We start from the raw sequence: 20,880 nt of genomic DNA, 5'->3' as shown, positions 1-20,880 counted from the left end.
ACAATTCAGCAACGCGACTGTTACTCCCCGGGTATCCCACGAGGAGCCGGACGTAACGAGAGTCGTCAGCGGGTCTGCAACGGCGCGGTGCGAGCGTCGGTCAGCGCCACCAGATCCGTCCCGGCCAGTTCGAGCTGGAGGCCGCGCCGACCAGCCGAGACGTAGATCGTCGGGAATTCCAATGCGGAGTCGTCCAGCACGGTGGGCAGCCGCTTGCGCTGCCCGAGCGGGCTGATCCCCCCGCGTACGTAGCCCGTTGCCCGCTCGGCGACCGCCCGGTCGGCCAGCGCCGCCCGCTTGCCACCGACCGCCGTCGCGAGCGCCTTCAGATCCAGCTCGCCGGTGACCGGGACGACCGCCACGGTGAGCGTGCCGTCGACCTCGGTCACCAGCGACTTGAAGACGCGCTCCGGTGGCACGCCGAGCGCCACCGCCACCAACGCGCCGTAGTTCGGGGCGTCCGGCGCCACCCGGTACGGGTGGGTGCGATGCGCCACCCCACGCTTGACCACCAGTGCCGTCGCCGGAGTGCCCTGTCCTGCCACACCGGCGACGCTAGTCGACCGGCCGACCGATCAGCACGGTCGGTGCGCCGGCGACCCGGGTGAGCACCAGGCTCGCCGCCTCGCCGCCAGCCAGCCGCAGGTCCCGCCGAAGCTGCTCCGGGGTGAGCGCCGAACCTCGCTTGAGGATCTCCACCCGGCCCACCCGACGCTCCCGCAGCAGCGTCCGCAGGCGCTTGAGCGAGAACGGCAACACGTCGGTGATCTCCAGGCAGCGCGCGTACGGGGTGTGGGTCGGGTGGTCGGCGTAGAGGTAGGCGATGCTCGGGTCGCCGAGGGTGGCGTCCAGTTCGCCGGCGAGTTCGGCGACGAGGTGCGCGCGGACCACCGCCGGGTCCGGGTCGTACAGGTAGCGGCGCGGCGGCCCGACCGGCGCCTCGTCGGCACCCGAGCCGCTGAGCTGGTGGCGGTGAGTCTCGATGCCCCGCTGGCGGTAGAGGGTGGCGCGCCGGGGCACCTCCGCCAGCGCACCGCACCAGAGCGCGGCCTCGACCAGGTCGCCGTCGACACCGACCCACTCCGCCTCCGCGCCCGCCGGAATGAGCCCGTGGTCCAGGCCCGGCGCCACCTTCACCACCGTGCGCGGCACCCGCTCCGCCAGCCCGGTCACGAAGTTCCACGGTGGCGAGTAGGCGCGCGGGTCGAAGATCCGTCGCCCGGTGCCGGTGGTGCGGCGGGCCGGGTCGCAGAAGACCCCGTCGACCCGGGACACGTCGAACGCGGTGGCATCCCCGCACTCGACGGTGAACAGGTCGGCAAGCCCGGCCGCCTCGGCGTTGGCGGCGGCCATCTCGGCGGTCACCGGGTCGGCCTCCACCCCGTACACCCGAATGCCGGCGCGGGCGGCGGCCAGCGCGTCGGCGCCGAGGCCGCACCCGAGGTCGGCCAGCGTGCGCACGCCGGCCGCGTGCAGCCGGGCGGCCCGACGGTCGGCGACCACCCGGCGGGTGGCCTGCTCCAGACCGGGTCGGGTGAGGAACATCGCCGCGGCTGCCGGGCCGAACTTGCCGACCGCCCGGTGGCGCAGCTCAGCCTGGGTGAGCGCCGCCGCGGCCAGCGTCGGCGGCACCCCGGCCGCGCGCAGGGCCGACGCCGCGGCCAGTGGATCGCCGCCGGCCAGCCCGGCCGCCGCCGTGAGCGCGGCCGACCCCTCGGGGGTACGCAGCGCCGCCAGCTGATCGAGATCCACCCGGCCATTCTCCGGGTAGACCCGGAAATCCGGGCTGGCGGGGCGCGACTCGCTGGCACTCTCCTTGACGGAGTGCTAGCCACGGAATAACCTGCGATTAGCACTCTCACCCTGAGGGTGCCAGCTTCCGGGTCTCACGACCCGGGTGCGCACGCCAGGCGGACCGGCACCCGCGACGACGGCCCCGCCCGGTGGCATGAGGCAGATTGACGCTGGTCGGCCCCGCCGGCCAGCAACGAAACCAGTACCCCAGGAGGGTATGCCCGTGACTACCGCGACCAAGGTTGCGATCAAGCCGCTCGAGGACCGCATCGTGGTCCAGGCGAACGAGGCTGAGACCACCACGGCGTCGGGCATCGTGATCCCCGACACCGCCAAGGAGAAGCCGCAGGAGGGCACTGTCCTCGCTGTCGGCCCGGGCCGCGTTGACGACAACGGCAACCGGGTTCCGGTTGACGTGCAGGTCGGCGACACCGTCCTCTACTCGAAGTACGGCGGCACCGAGGTCAAGTACGCCGGCGAGGAGTACCTGGTGCTCTCCGCCCGCGACGTCCTCGCGGTCATCGAGAAGTAAGCAACCGATCAGTGCCACTGCCCCGGTCCGGCTCGCCGGGCCGGGGCAATGGCGCTTCGAAGGGACATAAATGGCGAAGATCCTGAGCTTCTCGGACGACGCCCGGCACCTGCTGGAGCACGGTGTCAACGCCCTCGCGGACGCGGTCAAGGTCACCCTCGGCCCGCGCGGGCGCAACGTCGTCCTGGACAAGAAATTCGGTGCGCCGACGATCACCAACGATGGTGTGACCATCGCCAAGGAGATCGAGCTCACCAACCCGTACGAGAACCTTGGCGCGCAGCTGGTCAAGGAGGTGGCGACCAAGACCAACGACGTCGCCGGCGACGGGACCACCACCGCGACCGTGCTGGCCCAGGCGATGGTTCGCGAGGGTCTGCGCAACGTGACCGCCGGGACCAACCCGGCCGGCCTCAAGCGGGGCATCGACCAGGCGGCCGCCAAGGTCTCCGAGGCGCTGCTCGGCCGTGCCGCCGAGGTCACCAGCAAGGAGTCGATCGCGAACGTGGCGACGATCTCCGCGCAGGACGCCACCATCGGCGACCTGATCGCCGAGGCGATGGAGCGGGTCGGCCGCGACGGTGTCATCACCGTCGAGGAAGGCTCCATGCTCACCACCGAACTGGACGTGACCGAGGGTCTCCAGTTCGACAAGGGCTTCATCTCGCCGAACTTCGTCACCGACCTGGAGAGCCAGGAGTCCGTCCTCGAGGACGCGTACATCCTGGTCACCACCCAGAAGATCTCGGCGATCGAAGAGCTGCTGCCGCTGCTGGAGAAGGTCCTGCAGAACAGCAAGCCCCTGCTGATCATCGCCGAGGACGTGGACGGCCAGGCGCTCTCCACCCTGGTGGTCAACTCGCTGCGCAAGACCCTCAAGGTCTGCGCGGTCAAGGCCCCCGGTTTCGGTGACCGGCGCAAGGCGATGCTCCAGGACATCGCGATCTCCACGGGCGCCGAGCTTGTCGCCCCGGAGCTGGGCTACAAGATCGACCAGGTCGGCCTGGAGGTGCTCGGCACCGCCCGGCGCGTCGTGGTCGACAAGGAGAACACCACGATCGTCGACGGCGGTGGCCAGAAGGCCGACGTCGCCGACCGGGTCTCCCAGATCCGCAAGGAGATCGAGGCCTCCGACTCCGACTGGGACCGGGAGAAGCTGGCCGAGCGGCTGGCGAAGCTCTCCGGTGGCATCGCCGTCATCAAGGCTGGCGCGGCCACCGAGGTCGAGATGAAGGAGCGCAAGCACCGCATCGAGGACGCCATCGCGGCGACCAAGGCTGCGGTCGAGGAGGGCACTGTGCCCGGCGGCGGCGCCGCCCTGGTGCAGATCCGCTCGGTCCTCGACGACGACCTGGGCTTCACCGGTGACGAGAAGGTCGGTGTCTCGGTCGTGCGCAAGGCGCTCGTCGAGCCGCTGCGCTGGATCGCCCAGAACGCCGGTCACGACGGCTACGTCGTGACGCAGAAGGTCGCCGACCTGGAGTGGGGCAACGGCCTCGACGCCGCCAAGGGCGAGTACGTGGACCTGGTCAAGGCCGGCATCATCGACCCGGTGAAGGTGACCCGCAACGCGGTCACCAACGCCGCCTCGATCGCCGGTCTGCTGCTCACCACGGAGAGCCTCGTGGTCGAGAAGCCGGAGCAGGCCGAGCCGGCCGCTGGCGGCGGCCACGGCCACGGTCACGGCCACCAGCACGGCCCGGGCTTCTGACCGGTAGCGACACCCGTTCCGGGGCACACCGTCGTACGGCGGTGTGCCCCGGCTCTTCTTATGGGTCTGTTACCGACGCCGCCGTTGTTGGCGACCGGACCGGGTGATCGCGCACACTGGGCCGATGAGCACCACGTCGCGGCGGTACGCCGCGCTGGCCGGGATCACCGCCGCCGCCGTCGCGATCGGAATCGCCGAACCGGTGGCGGTCCTGACCGGTCCCCGCTCGGCGCCGCTGGTCGCGGTCGGCGGGGTGGTCGTCGACGCCGTACCCGAGCCGCTGAAGCAATTCGCCATCGACCTCTTCGGCACCGCCGACAAGATCGCGCTGCTGGTCGGCACGGGCCTGTTGCTGGGAGGGTTCGCGGCGCTGTTCGGTGTGCTGGCGGTCCGCCGGCTGGCATTCGGCCTGGCCGGCATCGCCGCGTTCGGCGTCATCGGCGTGGCCGCCGCGCTGACCCGTGCCGGTGCGAACGCCGCCGACGCGCTGCCGTCGCTGGTCGGCGCCGGTCTCGGCGCCCTGGTGCTCTGGTTGTTCATCGCCGGCCCGTTCGAGCTGGACCCCTGGCCCTGGTCGCCGCCCACGCCGCCCGTGCCGCCCACTGTGTCGGCGCCGCCTGCTGGTCCGGCGTCGTCTGCGGGCCCGGCGCGGGGGTCGTGGGCCGAGCCGCCCTCGCCGGCACCCGAGGGTCTGCCGGTTCCGGTGACTCCCGCCGCGCCGGTGTCGCCTGCTGGTCCGGTGTCGCCCGCGGTGCCGGTGCCGGTGGTTCCGGGCGGGCACACCGCAGCGGTGGACGAGCCGGCTGGTGCTGCGGGAGTCGACCCCGAGTCACGGCGGCGCTTCCTCACCAGCAGCGGGGCGCTGCTCGGCACGGCCGTGGTGGCCGGTCTCGGTGGGCGCTGGCTGGCCGGTCGCCGCGGGGTGTCCGCCGCTCGGGACGCCATCCGGCTGCCCGCGCCAGTCGCCCCCGCACCGGCCGTGCCCGCAGGCGCGGACCTCTCGCTGGCGCAACTAGCGCCGTACGTCACCTCCAACCTCGGGTTCTACCGGATCGACACCGCGCTGGTGGTGCCCCAGGTGGACCCGGACAGCTGGCGGCTGCGGATCCACGGACGGGTCGGCACCGAGCGCACCTACACCTACGCCGATCTGCTGGCCCGGCCGCTGGTCGAGCGGTACGTCACGTTGGCCTGCGTCTCCAACGAGGTGGGCGGGGACCTGATCGGCAACGCCCGCTGGCTCGGCGTACCCCTGCGGGAACTGCTCGACGAGGTCGAGCCGGACGCGGACGCCGACCAGGTCGTCGGCCGGTCGGTCGACGGCTGGACCTGCGGCACCCCCACCGCCGCGCTGCGCGACGGGCGGGACGCGCTGCTGGCGGTCGGCATGAACGGCGAGCCCCTGCCGGTCGAGCACGGCTTCCCGGTCCGGATGGTGGTGCCCGGCCTCTACGGGTACGTGTCGGCCTGCAAGTGGGTGACCGAGCTGGAGCTGACCCGGTTCGCCGACTTCGACGCGTACTGGGTCCCGCGCGGCTGGTCCGTCGAAGGGCCGATCAAGACTCAGTCGAGGATCGACGCCCCCCGGGCACGTAACCGGCTGACCACGGGGCCGGTGACCATCGCCGGTGTGGCGTGGGCGCAGCACCGGGGTATCCGCCAGGTCGAGGTACGCGTCGACGACGGGGAGTGGCAGCAGGCCGAGCTGGCCCCAGCCGTGTCGGTGGACACCTGGGTGCAGTGGTCCTGGCGCTGGGACGCCACGCCAGGGGAGCACCGGCTCCAGGTCCGGGCGACGGACGCGACCGGCGAAACCCAGACCGAGCGTACGCAGGATGTCGTCCCGGACGGCGCCACCGGCTGGCACACGGTCACCGTCACCGTCCGCTGACCCGGGCGGCCGGGCGGTCCGCCCGGCCGAAGCCGTCGGGGCGCTGTCGGTCCGGCCCGGTGGGCAGTTGGCGCTCGTCGGCGTGGCGCTCGTCGGGCTGGCGGGCTGGTCTGGTGGGTGGCGTCGCGGTCGTCGGTCTTGGTGTGGCGCTCGAAAGGCTGGTGTGGCGCTCGTCTGGTTGGTCTGGCGCTCGTCGGGCTGGTGTGGCGCTCGTCGGTGTGGTGGGCCGAGCGGCGCGGCGCTTCCGGCCGTCCGGCGCGAGCCCGACAGTGCAGATCTTGGACAGTTTCCGTTCGGGGCTGACGGTAACTGTCCAAGATCTACCGGATCTTGTTTAGCCTCCTCGTGTTCGTGGGGGAAATGCCGCTGGCCGGCACCCCGGGGTGGGGTGCCGGCCAGTGGTCGGGTCGTTCGGTGTGGGGGTCAGCTGTTCCAGTGCTGGGCGACCAGGTCGGTGGCCTGCTGCTCCCACTGGGCGTACGCGTCCGGGTACGCGGAGACCTGGACGGTCTGGGCGGCGTCGGTCAGGGGCATGTCCTGCCACCCGTCGACCTGCTTGAGGCCCTTGAGGAACGCCGTCGTCGAGTACTCCGGGTTCGTGATCTGCTCCGGGGTGCCCCAACCACTGGACGGGCGCTGCTGGAACAGGCCCAACGAGTCGTGGTCGTTGGCGTCGCCGAGGTGACCCAGGTTCTCCAGCTTCGACTCCTGCAGGCTCGTGGCGATGGAGATGACCGCGGCGCGCTCGGGCAGGCCGGCCTTCTTCGTCGCGGCGATGATCGCCTTGACGTTCGCGGTCTGCTCATCATTCAACGCGATGCGGGACTGGTCGCCCTGCGGCTTCGGCGCGTCCGACTGCACCGCGACAGCGACGGGCTTGGCATCAACCGGGTTGGCGTGCGCGGCGATCGGGCCGGCGAAGACACCACCGGCGAACGCGAGGCCAGCAACGGACAGCATGCTCTTACGGATGATCGTGTTCATGGGGGTAGCTCCTTCGGGGGTAGGAAACACCCAGGCCACCAATGGGGGTCGGCGGTACAGGGTGTGAGCACCTCGTCCGGCGCTGCATCAATACCAGGAAAGTCTGGGGGGAGGTCGGTGCCTGACAAGCCGGGGGCTCATGGCGCCGGGGTCGGCGGCCTGCGAGCCGGGGCTCGGGCACCGCGGTTCGGGGTCACAAGCCGGGGGCTTGTGGCGCCGGGTCCATGTGTAACGACCGGGGGGCCAGGGTCATTCCGGGGTTGGCCCATCCACCAGCACCCGATCGGGCAGGGCACTCGGGCGGTCGCTTACGGAAGGCTTCAACGATCCGGTGGGGGCAGGCATTCCAACCCGCCACCAGCGATCCAACCCCATGGGCGGGCTGGTGAGCCGGTGGTCCTGCGATCATCAGGGTGTGTAACGACCCCGCCCCGGCCATCATTCCGACCCACGGGTGCGACCGGTCACAGGCCAAAGGCACCTGACGGCGGGAGGCGGTCACTGGCACACCCGGCCAACGCCTTATGCAGGGCATAACTCCCATACCGCGCAGTGATTCGGCCGCAGGTCATCCGATCTGGGCATGATCCACTCGGGTTTGCCAATATCGGGCTGTCGGAGGCGCTGGGATGCCCCGACATCATGAACTCCGTGTGGATCATGTGAAGGGTGGGGCCTCGGGCGGGGGCGCGCCACCTCGCAAAGGCGAATCTGAGTCCTCGTTTGCGTCACATGACCGGAAATCGAGCTTCGGGCGCGCAATGGCCGGCGACGTCGAAACCGCGCCCCCGGTCGGGGGGCGCGGTTTCGGGGACGTCAGGTACGTGTCAGGTCAGGCGACGTTGCGTTGGACGGGGACGGTCGACTTGTGCGGGTGACCCAGTCGGGCCTCCAGCCGTGCGACGTCGACCCGGGCGTGCCTGCGGTCTGCCAGGTCCTCCCAGCCGACGGCGAGCAGTCGCAGTCGTTCCGACTCGCTGAAGCCGCCCCACACGCCGTACGGCTCACGGACCGACAGCGCGTGTGCGGCGCACTCGGCCCGGACCGGGCAGGCGCGACAGACCGACTTGGCGGCTGACTCTCGACGCAGTCGGGAGGAGCCGCGCTCGCCGTCCGGGTGGAAGAACTGGGCGCTGTCCCGCCCTCGGCAGGCACCGAGTCGTTGCCAGTCCCAGAGATCGACGATGGGTCCGGGCAGTCTACGTACGTTCGACATCAGCACCCCTCCTCCCGCGCGGCTCCGCGAGAATCCTTGTGGCCGGCATCCGGGCGGCGGGCCGCGCAGGCGCACCGTTCCCGGCCTGGACCTCCCGGTACCCGGGCCGCAGCCGACTCACACGTGTGTGATCGAAAACGTCCTACAAATTGTGGCTTTTGCCCCATCTGTCGGAAAAGTTCGAAGGATTGCCGGGAACCCCCTCCCCAGCCGACCCCGTCATGGTCTGCTCGTTGGCGGAGAGGAGACCACAGTGCGTACCGTCCTTGTGTGCGTTCGGACACCACTCGCGGCCCAGCACCTTGCTTCTGCTGCCGCGCGGCTGGGGTTGTCAGCAATCGTTCGTACCGCCGTCTCCGATCCTGAGGTGATGCTGCGGCTGGCCGAGCGACCGGCCGACGTGGTGTTGGCCGACACGGCCCTCACCCGGCCGGACAGCGCCGGCTTTGTTCGTCGGGTTCTGGCTCGCGCCCCGCAGGCCGCGGTGCTGCTGCTCGGCACGGAGGAGTCCGAGGCGGCGGCTGCCACCATCAGCGCCGGCGCCCGGGGTCTCATCCAGAACGTCGACCACGATCTGACCAGCGCGGTGGCCAAGGCCCTCCTGCTGCTCACGGCACCCGGCCGGGCCAACCGGCAGCGGATCACCGATCCAGCCCGGGATGCCGCGGCGGTGGGCGGTTCCGGCCGCTCCGGGCCGTCGCCGCGTGGCTCCGGTGATCCCGGCTGGTCGGCGACGCCCGGCGAAGGGTTGGCGGGCATGCCGTCGGTGCCGGTGCAGCGGGGCGACGACGAGGCCGAGTCGGCGACCGGCGAGTCGTCGGCGGACCAGAACGACCCGGCCCGCCCCGCCCCGAACGCCCGGCCCACCCGGGCGTCGATCGGGCTCACCGAGCGCGAGCTTCAGGTGCTGCTGGGCATGGCCGAGGGTAAGAGCAACGCGGAGATCGGCCGGGAGTTGTTCGTCTCGGAAGACACCGTCAAGACGCACGCTCGCCGGTTGTTCCGCAAGCTCGGCGCCCGCGACCGGGCGCATGCGGTGGCAGCAGGCTTCCGGGCCGGCCTGGTCGCCTGAGGCACACGCCGCCCCGCACGGCCGCGCGGTGGCGGCAGGCTCTCAGACGCCCGGGTACGCGCGGCTCCGCACGGTCCGCGGTCGCGGCAGGCTTTCGGCACCTGAGGTACGCGCTGCTCCGCACGTCACGCGGTGGCGGCAGGCTCTCAGACGCCTGGGTACGTGCTGGCTCCGCACGGTCACGGTGGCGGCAGGCTTTCGGGCACCCACGTGTCACCGCGCACGCGGTGGCAGCAGGCTCTCCGACCGTCTGGGGGTACGCGCAGCCCCGCCGATCACATAGTGGCGGCAGGCTTCGGAGCCGGCCTGGCCGCCCGAAGGCGTGCTGTCGTCACTGCGTGGCGGTCGGGGTGCCCGGCTCGTCCTCGGTGCCCTCGGTCAGGGTGTCGTGCACGCCGTCGGCGTAGCCACGGGCGTAGTCCCACGTCACGTAGTGGTCCGGGTCGGGGTCGTACGCGGGCTCGTGCACCCGGGGGCGGCCCGAGTTGAGCAGGTGGCGCAGGTTGCCCCGGAGCAGGTCCCAGTCGAAGTAGTGCGGCTCCCGGCAGTCCTCGCATTCGATCACCAGCCCACGGACCCCGATCGGGGCCAGCAGGGCCTGGTAGATCTCCAGATCGGCGAGGTCTTCCAGCACGTCCTGCCGCTCGACGTCGGTCAGCGGATCCGGCGTCGGGTCATCGCCCGGGTCATCCAGACCCGCGGTGGGATCGGCCGGGTCGCCATTGAACGGGTCGATGGGCTCGTCGTGCACCCCTTCACCGTAGACCCAACGCGGCGCGGACGTCCGCCCCCCGGCCGTGCGCCGGGCCGGGCCGCCACGGACGGGTCGCCCAGGTCACTGGGTACGATGAGGCGACGTGCCGGCACCGTGGCGCGCTCCGGTGCCCGCCCGCGCCACCTCGCTGAAGCCCATCCGAGCAGCTCAGGGGAGCAATCGTGGAAAATTCGCCCAGCACCGATCTTCCGGCCGGCGTCGAGCACGCCGACCTGGGCGGCCACCTGCCCGAGCTGCCGGCCGGCTCCGCGCGGGTGGTTCCGCTCGGCCTCACCTTCGACGATGTGCTGCTCCAGCCGGGCGAGTCGGACGTGGTGCCCAGCCGGGTCAACACCCGGACGAAGCTCACCCGCAACGTCGAGTTGTCCATTCCGCTGCTCTCCAGCGCGATGGACACGGTGACCGAGGCCCGGATGGCGATCGCCATGGCGCGCCAGGGCGGCATCGGCGTGTTGCACCGCAACCTCTCCCTGGAGGACCAGGCGCTCCAGGTCGACCTGGTCAAGCGCTCCGAGTCCGGCATGATCACCAACCCGGTGACGGCCAGCCCGGACGACACGCTGCGCGAGGTCGACGAGCTGTGCGGGCGATACCGCATCTCCGGCGTCCCCGTGGTGGACGGCGACGGCCAGCTGGTCGGCATCGTCACCAACCGCGACATGCGTTTCGTCTCCGAGCCGGACACCCCGGTCCGCGAGATCATGACCCACACCCCGCTGGTGACCGCCCGGGTGGGCGTGAGCAAGGACGACGCTCTCGCGCTGCTGCGCCAGCACAAGGTCGAGAAGCTGCCGATCGTCGACGAGTCGGGCCGGCTGCGTGGCCTGATCACCGTGAAGGACTTCACCAAGAGCGAGCAGTACCCGGACGCCAGCAAGGACGACGCCGGCCGCCTCCGGGTCGCCGCCGCCATCGGTGTCGGCGAGGACGCGTACAAGCGGGCCCGTGCCCTGGTCGACGCGGGCGTCGACGTGCTGATCGTGGACACCGCGCACGGTCACCAGCGGGCCGTGCTGGACATGGTCCGCCGGCTCAAGGCCGACGTCGCGGTCGACATCATGGGCGGCAACGTGGCCACGTACGCCGGTGCGAAGGCGCTGGTCGACGCCGGCGCGGACGGCGTCAAGGTGGGCGTGGGGCCGGGCGCGATCTGCACCACCCGGATCGTCGCCGGGGTCGGCGTGCCGCAGGTCACCGCGATCATGGAGGCGGCCCGGGCCGCCCGCCCGGCCGGTGTGCCGGTGATCGGCGACGGTGGCATCCAATATTCCGGTGACATCGCCAAGGCCCTGGTGGCCGGCGCCGACACGGTGATGCTCGGCAGCCTGCTGGCCGGCTGCGAGGAGAGCCCCGGCGAGCTGATCTTCGTCAACGGCAAGCAGTTCAAGACCTACCGCGGGATGGGGTCGCTCGGCGCGATGCAGTCCCGGGGTCAGGCCAAGTCGTACAGCAAGGACCGCTACTTCCAGCAGGACGTGCTCAGCGACGACAAGCTGGTCCCGGAGGGCGTCGAAGGTCAGGTGCCCTACCGGGGGCCGCTCTCCCGGGTCGCACACCAGCTGGTCGGCGGGTTGCGACTGGCCATGGGGTACGCCGGTGCGGAGAACATCCCCGATCTGCACCGCCGGGGCCAGCTCATCCGGATCACCGCGGCCGGGCTGAAGGAGAGCCACCCGCACGACATCCAGATGACCGTCGAGGCGCCCAACTACCACACCCGCTGACCCACCACCCCCAACCACCTGGAGTCCCCCATGCGTGACGTGGTCGAGATCGGGCTGGGCAAGACCGCGCAGCGCGGCTACCACCTGGACGACATCGCCATCGTGCCGAGCCGCCGGACCAGGGACGTCGACGACGTCTCCACCTCCTGGCAGCTCGACGCGTACCCGTTCGGTATCCCGTGCGTCGGTCACCCCTCCGACGCCACCATGAGCCCGGCGTCGGCGGTGCGGCTCGGCCAGCTCGGCGGCCTCGGCGTGCTCAACGTCGAGGGGCTCTGGACCCGCTACGAGAACCCGACCAAGGTGCTGGAGGAGCTGGCCGGCCTCGACGAGGACGCCCGCGCCACCAAGCGGCTCCAGGAGGTGTACGCCGAGCCGATCCGCCCGGACCTGATCGCCGAGCGGGTTCGTGAGCTGCGCGCCGGTGGCGGCACGGTGGCGGTGCGGGTCTCCCCGCAGCACACCCTGGCGCTGGCCCCGGTGATCCTGGACGCCGGGGTGGACATCCTCGTCATCCAGGGCACCATCGTCTCGGCCGAGCACGTGTCGACCACCGACGAGCCCTTGAACCTCAAGGAGTTCATCGCCGACCTCGACCTGCCGGTGATCGTGGGCGGTTGCACGGACTACAAGACCGCTCTGCACCTGATGCGCACCGGTGCGGCCGGGGTGATCGTGGGCATCGGTGGCGACGAGTGGTCGACCACCGAGTCGGTGCTGGGGATCCGGGTGCCGATGGCCTCCGCGATCGCGGACGCCGCGGCGGCCCGCCGCGACTACCTCGACGAGACCGGTGGCCGGTACGTGCACCTGATCGCCGACGGTGACATCCAGACCTCGGGCGACATCGCCAAGGCGCTCGGCTGCGGTGCGGACGCGGTGATGCTCGGTGAGCCGCTGTCGCTCTGCGAGGAGGCGCCCGCCGGTGGTGCCTGGTGGCACTCGGCGGCGAGCCACCCGTCGCTGCCTCGGGGCTCGTTCGAGGTTGCCGGTGAGCCGCTCGGGTCGATGGAGGAGCTGCTCTTCGGCCCGGCCGACGAGGCCGACGGCCAGCTCAACCTGTTCGGTGGGCTGCGTCGGGCGATGGCCAAGTGCGGTTACCGCGACCTGAAGGAGTTCCAGAAGGTCGGCCTGGTCCTCGACCGCTGACCCTTTTCGTCAGACGCCGGAAGGCCGGCCCCGCTGTGCTGCGGGGCCGGCCTCCGTCGTATCGGGCGGGTCAGCCCTCGGTGAACTCCACCCAGTTCAGATTCCCCAGGCCGCTGGTCGGGCCGCCGGGCACGGCGCGGTAGACCAGGTAGAGCCGGTGCGCCCCGGCCGGCTGGTCCACCGGCACCGCGGTGCTGGTGAAGGCCGCGTTGCCGGTGGTCGCGTTCAGGGTCGCCGTGGCGACGATCGGGCCGGTCGGCGAGTCGAGTCGCAGCTCCACCGCCGCCCGTGGGGTGTCGGCGGTGGCGGCCGAGCCGCCGGAGTGGCGCAGCGTCACGGTGGACACCCCGCCGAGGTTGATCGGGTCGAAGGCGATGTGGTCGCCCGGGTCGATCGCGTTGACGTGCTGCCCGCCTCCGGTGTCGCCGGTGGTGGCCACCTCGACCCCCTGCCGTACCTGGGCGTTCTCGGCCTGCTGCCGGGGCGTCTGGATGATCGCCTGGCCGACTGCGGTGATCGGAGCCTGGCCGCCACCACCCAGGTCGGTGTACGACGCGCTGATCCCGCCGTACAGGTACCCGCCGGCGTGGTCACCGCCGTCGGCCGGGGTGGTGAGGGTGCCGGTGCAGCCGGTGGTCGAGCTGTCCGGGTGGCCGTGGCTGTCGTGGCCGAGGACGAAGGTCACGGTCACCCGCGAGCAGTCCACCGGCCCGTCCTCCGGGTCGGTCACCGTGACCGTGAACGGCACACTCTCCCCCCAGGTGAAGAAGCTGCCGGACACCGGGGAGGTGACGGTCACCGTGGGCGCGGTGTTACCGACCACGATCTCCTTGGTGAGCACGGCCGTCTTTCCGCTGGAGTCCGTCACCGTCAGCTTGGCGGTGTACGTCCCGTTGGCCGTGTAGGTGAACGACGCGGCCGGGTCGGCCGAGTCGACAGTGCCGTCGCTGGTGAAGTCCCAGGCGTACGAGATGGACTCGCCCGGATCCGGGTCGTAGCTGCCGGCAGAGGAGAACCGTACGGTCAGCGGTGCCGTACCCGAGGTCGGGGTGGCGTCGAGTTTCGCCACCGGTGACCGCTTGCCCTTGACGTACCGGATCACCGACAGTTGCGCGTCCGGGTTGGCCCGGAAGAAGCCGTCACCGTACTCCAGCAGGTAGAGAGAGCCGTCCGGGCCGAACTCCATGTCCATCGGGTTGTCGAAGACAACGCCGGGCAGGAACTGCTCGACGCCGGTCAGGGTGCCCCGGCCGTCGGTGCGCATCATGAAGATCTTGTCCCGGGTGAACTCGCCGAACACCACCGCGTTCTGGTAGTACTCGGGGAACTTCACCTCCGAGGTCGACGCCGGGTCGTACGAGTAGATCGGTCCACCCATCGGGCCGATGCCACCGGTGCCGATGACCGGCCACGTGAAGTCACAGCCGGCCGCAGGGGTCTCCAGGTACGACCCGGCACAGGGGGTGCGCGCGTCGAACGTGTACCAGAACTGTGGCTGCTCGACCTTCGGCAGCACCCGCAGGCCGGTGTTGCGCGGAGAGTTGTTGACCGGGGCGCCGCAGTTGAACGGCGCACCGGAAGTTCGCGTCACGAAGTCGAAGTCGATGTACGGCAGGCTCGGCGAGTAGCAGTACGGCCAGCCGTAGTTGCCGGCCTTGTTGGTGGCGAACCAGCGGCCGGTGCCGTCCGGTCCTCGGGTGGCGCTGGGTACGCGGGAGTCCGGCGAGTAGTCGCCGACGTAGACCATGCCCTTGGCGTCCACGTCGTACCGGAAGGGGTTGCGTAGCCCCATCAGGAAGATCTCCGGCCGTGTCTTGGCGGCGGTGTCCTGCGCCTCGGGGAAGAGGTTGCCGTTCGGGATGGCGTACGTCCCATTGGCCCGGACCTTGATCCGCAGCAGCTTGCCCCGCAGGTCGTTGGTGTTGGCCGACGAGCGCTGCGCGTCGTAGCCGGGGCCCTGGGTCGGCGACTCGTTGATCGGGGTGTAGCCGTCGGAGCCGCCGGCGTTGGTGTCGTCCCCGGTGATCAGGTAGAGCAGCCCCTTGCCGTCGAACTTGATCTCGCCGGCCACGTGGCAGCAGATGCCGCGGTCCACGTCGACCCGGAGGATCTGCTGCTCGGTGCTCATGTCCAGGTGCGGGGTGGGCGAGTCCACCAGCTTGACCCGGGAGAGCTGGTTGTAGCCCTTGAACTTGTCCCAGACGGTCGGGTCGGTCGACGTGGCCGGCGCGTCGCCCTCGTTGACGCCCGGGGTGGCCGGGTCGTCGACCGGGGTGTTGAGCTTCGGCGCGTAGTAGATGTAGACCCACTTGTTGGTCGCGAAGTCCGGGTCGATCGCCACCGACTGGAGGCCGTCCTCGTCGTGCTGGTACACGTCGACGGTGCTGATCACGGGGCTGGCGCCGGTGGCGGGGTCGTAGAGCCGCACCTCGCCGCCGCGGGTGTTGTGCAGCACCCGACCATCCGGGAGCACGGCCAGCGACATCGGCTCGCCCGGGTCGTCGTTGAGGGTCACCTTCTCGTAGTTGCCGAGCACCGTGGCACCGCAGTCGCCCTCGACCACGCCGGCGGACCACTGGATGCCGCCGAGCAGGTGCTCACGGAACTTCGCCGAGCGGTACGTCTCGATGCTGTGCCCGAGGCCGGTGTAGAAGGAGCGCCCGCCCTGGTGGTCCTTGCACCAGGTGACCGGGTGGTCGTACCCCATGGCACCACCGGTGTAGGTCTTCTCGTCCACGGTGGCCAGCACGTGCGCGGAGCCCCGGACGTTGCGGCTGAAGTTGTACCACTCCTCGGTGAGGGTGAGGGTGCGCGGCAACGTCTCGGTGGCCGGGTGGGCCCGGTCGGCCACGTCCACCACACCGCGGACGGCCGGTGAGGCGCCAGCCACCTTCGCGCCGACCAGGTCCTGGTAGAAGGCCCAGTCCGGCTCGGTCTCCGCGGCGGCGTGCACGCCCACGTAACCGCCGCCGGCCTTGACGTACGCCTCGAACGCCGCCTCCTGGCTGGCGTTGAGCACGTCGCCGGTGGTGTTGAGGAAGACCACCGCGCGGTAGTTAGCCAGCTCGACGGCGGTGAACGCGCTGGCGTCCCGGCTCACGGTGACGGTGAAGTCGTTCGCCCGAGCCAGCTGTCGGATGGTCTCGACACCGTCGGGGATGGACGCGCGGCGCTCACCGGCCGTCTTGGTGAACACCAGCACCCGGTAGCTCTGGGGGGCGCGGGCGGTGGAGCGCAGCGCGGCCGGTCCGTTCTCCACGACGGCCGGCGCGGTCGGAGCCACGTCGTCGGTCGGTGCGGCGGTCGCGGGAACGGCGGAGGCGAGGGGAACGGTGAGGATCAGTCCAGCGGCGACGGCGAGCCATCGTCGTCCGGTCGGTCGGGGCATCGGTTCCTCCGGTGGTCGGCAGGCGCGCGGTGTCCCCGGCCTGGGTGGGCCGGCAGCGCATCTGCGTGGGGGATGGAACGGGCGCGCCCCGTCGCCGCACGGGAGGCGCGGGGTGACCGGGCCGGTGTCGACCGGGCCCGTCACCGTGGGCCGGCGCGGTGGCCGGCGGAGGGGGTGCGCGGCCGGCGTCGGGTGGACGCCGGCCGCGCCGGTGTCACTTCTTCAGGTAAATGGTCAGGTCGGACATGTTGCGGTAGCTGAGCGCCGCGAAGTCGAGCGACTGGGCCCGGTTGGCGGTGCCGCCGGGGGCGGTGTCCATCTCCCAGTTGGCGTGGTGGAAGTCCCGTTCGCCGATGGTCTGGAAGAACTGCTGGAAGTTGATGTCGCCCTCGCCCAGCGGCGTCATCTGGTGGCCGTTGGGCACGCTGGTGTCGCGGTCGCCGTCCTTGGCGTGGAAGAGCGGGAAGCGGGTGGTCCGGTCTGCCACGTTGAGGATCGGGTCGAACAGGTCGGTCACCTCGCGGCCGGCCGGGTCGACGTACTTCTGGTGCTTGTAGCGGGCCACGTAGCCCCAGTAGATGTCGAACTCGAAGTAGACGTACCGGGGGTCGGTCTTGCCGAAGAAGTACTCCAGACGCCGGATGCCGGAGGAGCGGGTGGGGCGGCCCTGCTCGTCGAGTGGCCCGGAGTCCAACAGGAAGTTGTACGCGCTGTCGTGGTTGTGCGTGTAGAGGCGCAACCCTCGCGCCCGGGCCTGCCGGCCCAGCTCGTTCCAGGTGTCGGCGGCGGCGTCCCAGTCGGCCTTGTACGCGCTGTTGGTCGGGTCGCTGCCGGTGCCGATGTTCTTCATGCCGAGTTCCTCGGCGATGTCCAGCTGCTGCTGGAAGGTGGCCGCCTGGATCGAGGCGTGCGTGCCGTTGGCGACCAGGCCGTTGTCGTCGAGGATCTTGCGGATCTCGGTGGGGGTGATCTGTCGGCCCAGGATCGCGGTGTTCTGCGTGTAGCCGGCGAACTCGATCTCCTTGTAACCGATCTCGGCGAGCCGGGCGAGGACGCGCTCGAAGCCGTACGGCACGCCGCTGTCGTCGGGCGCGGCGGTGATCCGGTCGCGGACGCTGTAGAGGATGATGCCGCGATTCCTGGACGGGATCAGCGGCTCGACCCGCAGCTTGCTCTTTCCCTTGTCCTTGGGGTGGGCGAGCGCGGGGGTGCCGGTGGCGAGGACCGGCAGGCCGGCCGCGCCGATTGCGGCGGCGGCGCCGGCGGAGGCGGCAAGCAGGGACCGGCGGCTCAGCCGGCCGGTGGAGGAGGCGTCGGGTGCGGTGTGATCTGGCATGGTTCCACCTTTCGCGACGGTGGTTGCCGTCGATGACGATCAGCAGAGGTGCGACGAGGTCCGGTCGCGGGGCGCCGCCGAGCGCCCGTTGGGTCAGGACGCAGGTGCGCTGTCCTGGTCGTGATCGGCTTGAATGTTCCGAGCACGTTACATCTTGGAGACAGACACTAACGTCGGTCTTGGTCAAAAGAAAGGACGGATTGACCGCAACTTTTGTTTGTTTCAGCGAAAGTGACTGATGATCGTCGATATCGGCGGTACGGTGAGTGACGCTGACTACGCTCGTCCTGACCGGGAGACTGCCGCAGGAGGGTGTGCATGGTCCGAAACGGACGGGCACGGGTGAGCCGTCGACTGGCCGCCACCGCCGCTGCGCTGACCTGCGTCGTCGGGCTGGGCGCAACCGGTTGTACGGGCGACAGCGACGGTTTCCGCCCCGGCGCGGCCGATGCCGGCGACCCGTACGTGCCGGGGCGCGGCAACGGCGGCTACGACGTCTCGCACTACGACCTCGACGTCCGCTACGACCCGTCGACGGACCGGCTGAGCGGCCGCGCCGTCATCACGGCCACGGCGACCCAGGACCTGTCCCGGTTCAACCTGGACCTGGCCGGCCTGACCGTCAGCGCGGTCACCGTGGCGGACGCACGAGCCGACCACCGCCGCGGCGACGGCGAGCTGGTCGTGACCCCGCGTGACGGGCTCCCGCGCGGCCGGCAGTTCACCGTGGCGGTCGACTACGCGGGTGTGCCCACCGCGGTGGTCGACGGTGCACTGGGCAGCGGTGGGTTCCTGCACACCGCCGACGGCGCGGTCGCGCTCGGCCAACCCGACTCGGCCGCCACCTGGTTCCCGGTCAACGACCACCCGTCGGACAAGGCCAGCTACGAGCTGGCGGTCACCGTCCCGGACGGTCTGGCCGCACTGAGCAACGGAGTGCCCGGCCCGAAGAGCGGCGCCGACGGCTGGACCACCTGGCACTGGTCGGAGCGTGCCCCGATGGCCAGCTACCTGAGCACCCTGGTGATCGGTGACTACCGGGTGGTGACCGGCACGCACGCGGGCCGACCGATGGTCACGGCGGTGGCGGCGAGCCTGCCCGCGAGCGGCGGCGCGGCCAGTTCGCTGGCCCGCACCGGGGCGATCGCCGACTTCCTGGCCAGCCGGTTCGGCCCGTACCCGTTCGACTCGTACGGCGGGATCGTCATCGCCGACGACCGGATCGGGTACGCGTTGGAGACCCAGTCCCGCCCGGTCTACGGGCCTGCCTTCTTCTCCGACGACCAACCCAACCCGAGCGTGGTCGCGCACGAGCTGGCCCACCAGTGGTTCGGCGACAGCGTGTCGTTGACCAGGTGGGGCGACATCTGGCTCAACGAGGGTTTCGCCAGCTACGCGGAGTGGCTGTGGGAGGAGCACGACGGCGGCCGGACCGCGCAACGCAACTTCGAGATCCAGTACGCGGCGACCGACTGGTCGCAGCCGTCGGTCGAGCCGGGCCGGGAGTCGATGTTCGGCACCGCCGTCTACAAGCGGGGGGCGCTCGCCGTGCACGCCCTGCGTCGGACCGTCGGCGACGACACGTTCTTCCGCATCCTGCGGACCTGGACCAGCGAGCGGGCGGCGGGCAACGCGACCACCTCGGATCTCGTCGCGCTGGCCGAGCGGGTGGCGGGTCGGCAACTCCGACCGCTCTTCGACGCCTGGTTGGTGGGTGGATCAGCCCCCACACTGCCGTGATTGCGCCGTGATCGCCGGTCGATATGCTCCCGGCTGCGTACGGCGGGGGACCGTCCGCGCGCGCGGAGCGGTGGACGCCGTCGCCGCGACCGTACCGGGGAGGGTTCGAGATGCGGGTGACACGGCACGACCTGCGGATGAGCGTCGGTCTGCTGGTGACTGGGGCGCTCGCACTGTCCGGATGCGACTCGTCGAGCCCGAAGGCGGCGCCGGAGCCCAGCGCGTCGCCCGCCCCGGCGCGGACGTTCACCGCGGGCGCCGAGGGGGTCGGGGACGCCTACTTCCCCACCTACGGCAACGGGGGCTACGACGTCGGGCAGTACACCGTCAAGGTGCGCTACGACCCGGCGAAGGACCGGTTGACCGGCACGACCACCGTGCAGGCCACCGCGACGGCCGACCTGTCCACGTTCAACCTCGACCTGGCCGGCCTGACCGTCACCGCGGTCACCGTGGACGGCGCACCGGCGACCCATGAGCGGCAGCGCAACGAGCTGGTGGTGAAGCCGGCCTCCGGCCTGGTCAACGGCAACGGGTTCGTCGCCGAGGTCACCTACGAGGGTGTGCCGAAGCCGTTGAAGAACGAGACTCTCGGTGAGGGTGGGTTCCTGCACACCCCGGACGGTGCCATCGCCCTGGGCCAGCCCGAGTCGGCCAGCACCTGGTACCCGGTCAACGACCACCCGTCCGACAAGGCGGCGTACGACTTCGAGATCGCCGTGCCCGACGGTCTGACCGCCGTCAGCAACGGCGTGCCGGGCGGCAAGGCCAGCAAGGACGGCTGGACCACCTGGAAGTGGTCGGAGAAGTCGCCGATGGCCAGTTACCTGAGCACGCTGGTGATCGGCAAGTTCCGCATCACGACCGGCGAGCACAAGGGCCGTCCGGTCTACAACGCGGTCGCCACCAACGTGGCCAAGGGCGCAGCCGACACGTCGATCGCGCAGACCGTCAAGGTGGCCGACTACCTGGAGAGCGTGTTCGGGCCGTACCCGTTCGACGCGTACGGCGGTGTGGTGATCTCCGACAGCCGGATCTCGTACGCCCTGGAGACGCAGAGCCGCCCGGTCTACTCCGCCGGCTTCTTCCGGCGGGGTGAGAACACCGAGGTGGTCGCGCACGAGCTGGCGCACCAGTGGTTCGGTGACAGTGTCGCGCTGGCCAGGTGGGAGGACATCTGGCTCAACGAGGGCTTCGCGACGTACGCGGAGTGGCTCTGGGCCGAGCACACCAAGGCGTACACGGCCAAGGAGGCGTTCGACAACCGGTACGCCCGGATCCCCGCCCAGGTGTGGAAGACGCCGCCCGGCAAGCCGGGTGTCGACGAGTTGTTCAGCGAGTCGGTCTACCAGCGCGGCGGCATGACCCTGCACGCCCTGCGGGTGGCCGTCGGCGACAAGGCGTTCTTCGAGATCGTCAGGACCTGGGCGGCGGAGAAGCGCAACGGCACCGCCACCACCGCCGAGTTCGTCGCCCTCGCCGAGCGCATCTCCGGCCAGCAGCTCGACGCGCTCTTCGACGCCTGGCTGTACGGCACGAAGAAGCCGGCCCAGCCCAAGCGGCTCTGA

The 20,880-nt window shown here is 70.9% G+C and carries 15 protein-coding genes; 8 read left to right on the top strand and 7 right to left on the bottom strand.

Translation table 11 applies throughout. The features are described 5' to 3' along the window. Positions 1-65: 65 nt before the first annotated feature. Complete coding sequence (ybaK, locus tag LADH09A_RS10680; RefSeq protein ID WP_238644715.1) at positions 66-545, bottom strand: Cys-tRNA(Pro) deacylase; 480 nt, start codon at positions 543-545, stop codon at positions 66-68. Between the two features lie 10 nt (positions 546-555). Beyond that, positions 556-1,752, bottom strand: coding sequence for a THUMP-like domain-containing protein (locus LADH09A_RS10675; RefSeq protein ID WP_238644714.1), 1,197 nt, complete (start codon positions 1,750-1,752; stop codon positions 556-558). A 265-nt stretch (positions 1,753-2,017) separates the two neighbouring features. Here LADH09A_RS10675 and groES point away from each other — a divergent pair, with 265 nt between their 5' ends. The 3 genes from groES (at position 2,018) to LADH09A_RS32065 (ending at position 5,928) form a co-directional block, all read left to right on the top strand. Beyond that, positions 2,018-2,326: a co-chaperone GroES gene (gene groES, locus LADH09A_RS10670; RefSeq protein WP_007465101.1), complete on the top strand. Its 309-nt coding sequence runs from the start codon at positions 2,018-2,020 to the stop codon at positions 2,324-2,326. Positions 2,327-2,396: 70 nt separating this feature from the next. Continuing rightward, positions 2,397-4,037, top strand: coding sequence for a chaperonin GroEL (groL, locus tag LADH09A_RS10665; RefSeq protein WP_238644713.1), 1,641 nt, complete (start codon positions 2,397-2,399; stop codon positions 4,035-4,037). A gap of 124 nt (positions 4,038-4,161) precedes the next feature. Then, positions 4,162-5,928, top strand: a complete 1,767-nt coding sequence (locus LADH09A_RS32065; RefSeq protein WP_238644712.1) for a molybdopterin-dependent oxidoreductase — start codon at positions 4,162-4,164, stop codon at positions 5,926-5,928. A 423-nt stretch (positions 5,929-6,351) separates the two neighbouring features. Here the strand turns inward: LADH09A_RS32065 and LADH09A_RS10655 are convergent, their stop codons facing one another. Together LADH09A_RS10655 and LADH09A_RS10650 are read right to left on the bottom strand one after the other, a co-directional pair. After that, positions 6,352-6,912 (bottom strand): hypothetical protein, encoded by a 561-nt coding sequence (locus tag LADH09A_RS10655; RefSeq protein WP_238644711.1) that lies wholly within the window; start codon positions 6,910-6,912, stop codon positions 6,352-6,354. Between the two features lie 832 nt (positions 6,913-7,744). Continuing rightward, positions 7,745-8,128 carry a WhiB family transcriptional regulator gene (locus LADH09A_RS10650; RefSeq protein ID WP_238644710.1) on the bottom strand — a complete coding sequence of 128 codons (384 nt, stop codon included), beginning with the start codon at positions 8,126-8,128 and terminating at the stop codon, positions 7,745-7,747. Between the two features lie 253 nt (positions 8,129-8,381). On the opposite strand from LADH09A_RS10650, the gene LADH09A_RS10645 reads away from it, so the two are divergent. Next, a complete protein-coding gene (locus LADH09A_RS10645; RefSeq protein ID WP_238644709.1) occupies positions 8,382-9,200 on the top strand; it encodes a helix-turn-helix transcriptional regulator in 819 nt (272 codons plus the stop codon). A gap of 331 nt (positions 9,201-9,531) precedes the next feature. Here the strand turns inward: LADH09A_RS10645 and LADH09A_RS10640 are convergent, their stop codons facing one another. Beyond that, positions 9,532-9,951: a DUF5319 domain-containing protein gene (locus LADH09A_RS10640; protein ID WP_238644708.1), complete on the bottom strand. Its 420-nt coding sequence runs from the start codon at positions 9,949-9,951 to the stop codon at positions 9,532-9,534. 185 nt (positions 9,952-10,136) lie between these two features. Here LADH09A_RS10640 and guaB point away from each other — a divergent pair, with 185 nt between their 5' ends. Both guaB and LADH09A_RS10630 read left to right on the top strand, forming a co-directional pair. After that, positions 10,137-11,699 (top strand): IMP dehydrogenase, encoded by a 1,563-nt coding sequence (guaB, locus tag LADH09A_RS10635; protein WP_238644707.1) that lies wholly within the window; start codon positions 10,137-10,139, stop codon positions 11,697-11,699. A 30-nt stretch (positions 11,700-11,729) separates the two neighbouring features. Beyond that, complete coding sequence (locus LADH09A_RS10630) at positions 11,730-12,848, top strand: GuaB3 family IMP dehydrogenase-related protein (RefSeq protein ID WP_238644706.1); 1,119 nt, start codon at positions 11,730-11,732, stop codon at positions 12,846-12,848. A 70-nt stretch (positions 12,849-12,918) separates the two neighbouring features. Here LADH09A_RS10630 and LADH09A_RS10625 read toward each other — a convergent pair whose 3' ends face one another. Together LADH09A_RS10625 and LADH09A_RS10620 are read right to left on the bottom strand one after the other, a co-directional pair. Next, complete coding sequence (locus tag LADH09A_RS10625) at positions 12,919-16,236, bottom strand: ThuA domain-containing protein (protein WP_238644705.1); 3,318 nt, start codon at positions 16,234-16,236, stop codon at positions 12,919-12,921. Positions 16,237-16,450: 214 nt separating this feature from the next. After that, the gene (locus tag LADH09A_RS10620) at positions 16,451-17,572 is read right to left on the bottom strand and encodes a sugar phosphate isomerase/epimerase family protein (RefSeq protein WP_238644704.1); all 1,122 of its coding nucleotides are present in this window, start codon (positions 17,570-17,572) and stop codon (positions 16,451-16,453) included. Positions 17,573-17,890: 318 nt separating this feature from the next. Between LADH09A_RS10620 and LADH09A_RS10615 the strand changes: the two genes are divergently transcribed. Both LADH09A_RS10615 and LADH09A_RS10610 read left to right on the top strand, forming a co-directional pair. Continuing rightward, entirely contained in the window at positions 17,891-19,312 is a 1,422-nt protein-coding gene (locus LADH09A_RS10615) for a M1 family metallopeptidase (RefSeq protein WP_238644703.1), read from the top strand. 110 nt (positions 19,313-19,422) lie between these two features. Next, positions 19,423-20,880, top strand: coding sequence for a M1 family metallopeptidase (locus LADH09A_RS10610; RefSeq protein ID WP_238644702.1), 1,458 nt, complete (start codon positions 19,423-19,425; stop codon positions 20,878-20,880).

Origin of the sequence: Micromonospora cabrerizensis (assembly GCF_022230955.1) — a bacterium.
GTDB lineage: Bacteria > Actinomycetota > Actinomycetes > Mycobacteriales > Micromonosporaceae > Micromonospora > Micromonospora cabrerizensis.
This window is presented reverse-complemented; position numbering and strand designations above follow the sequence as displayed.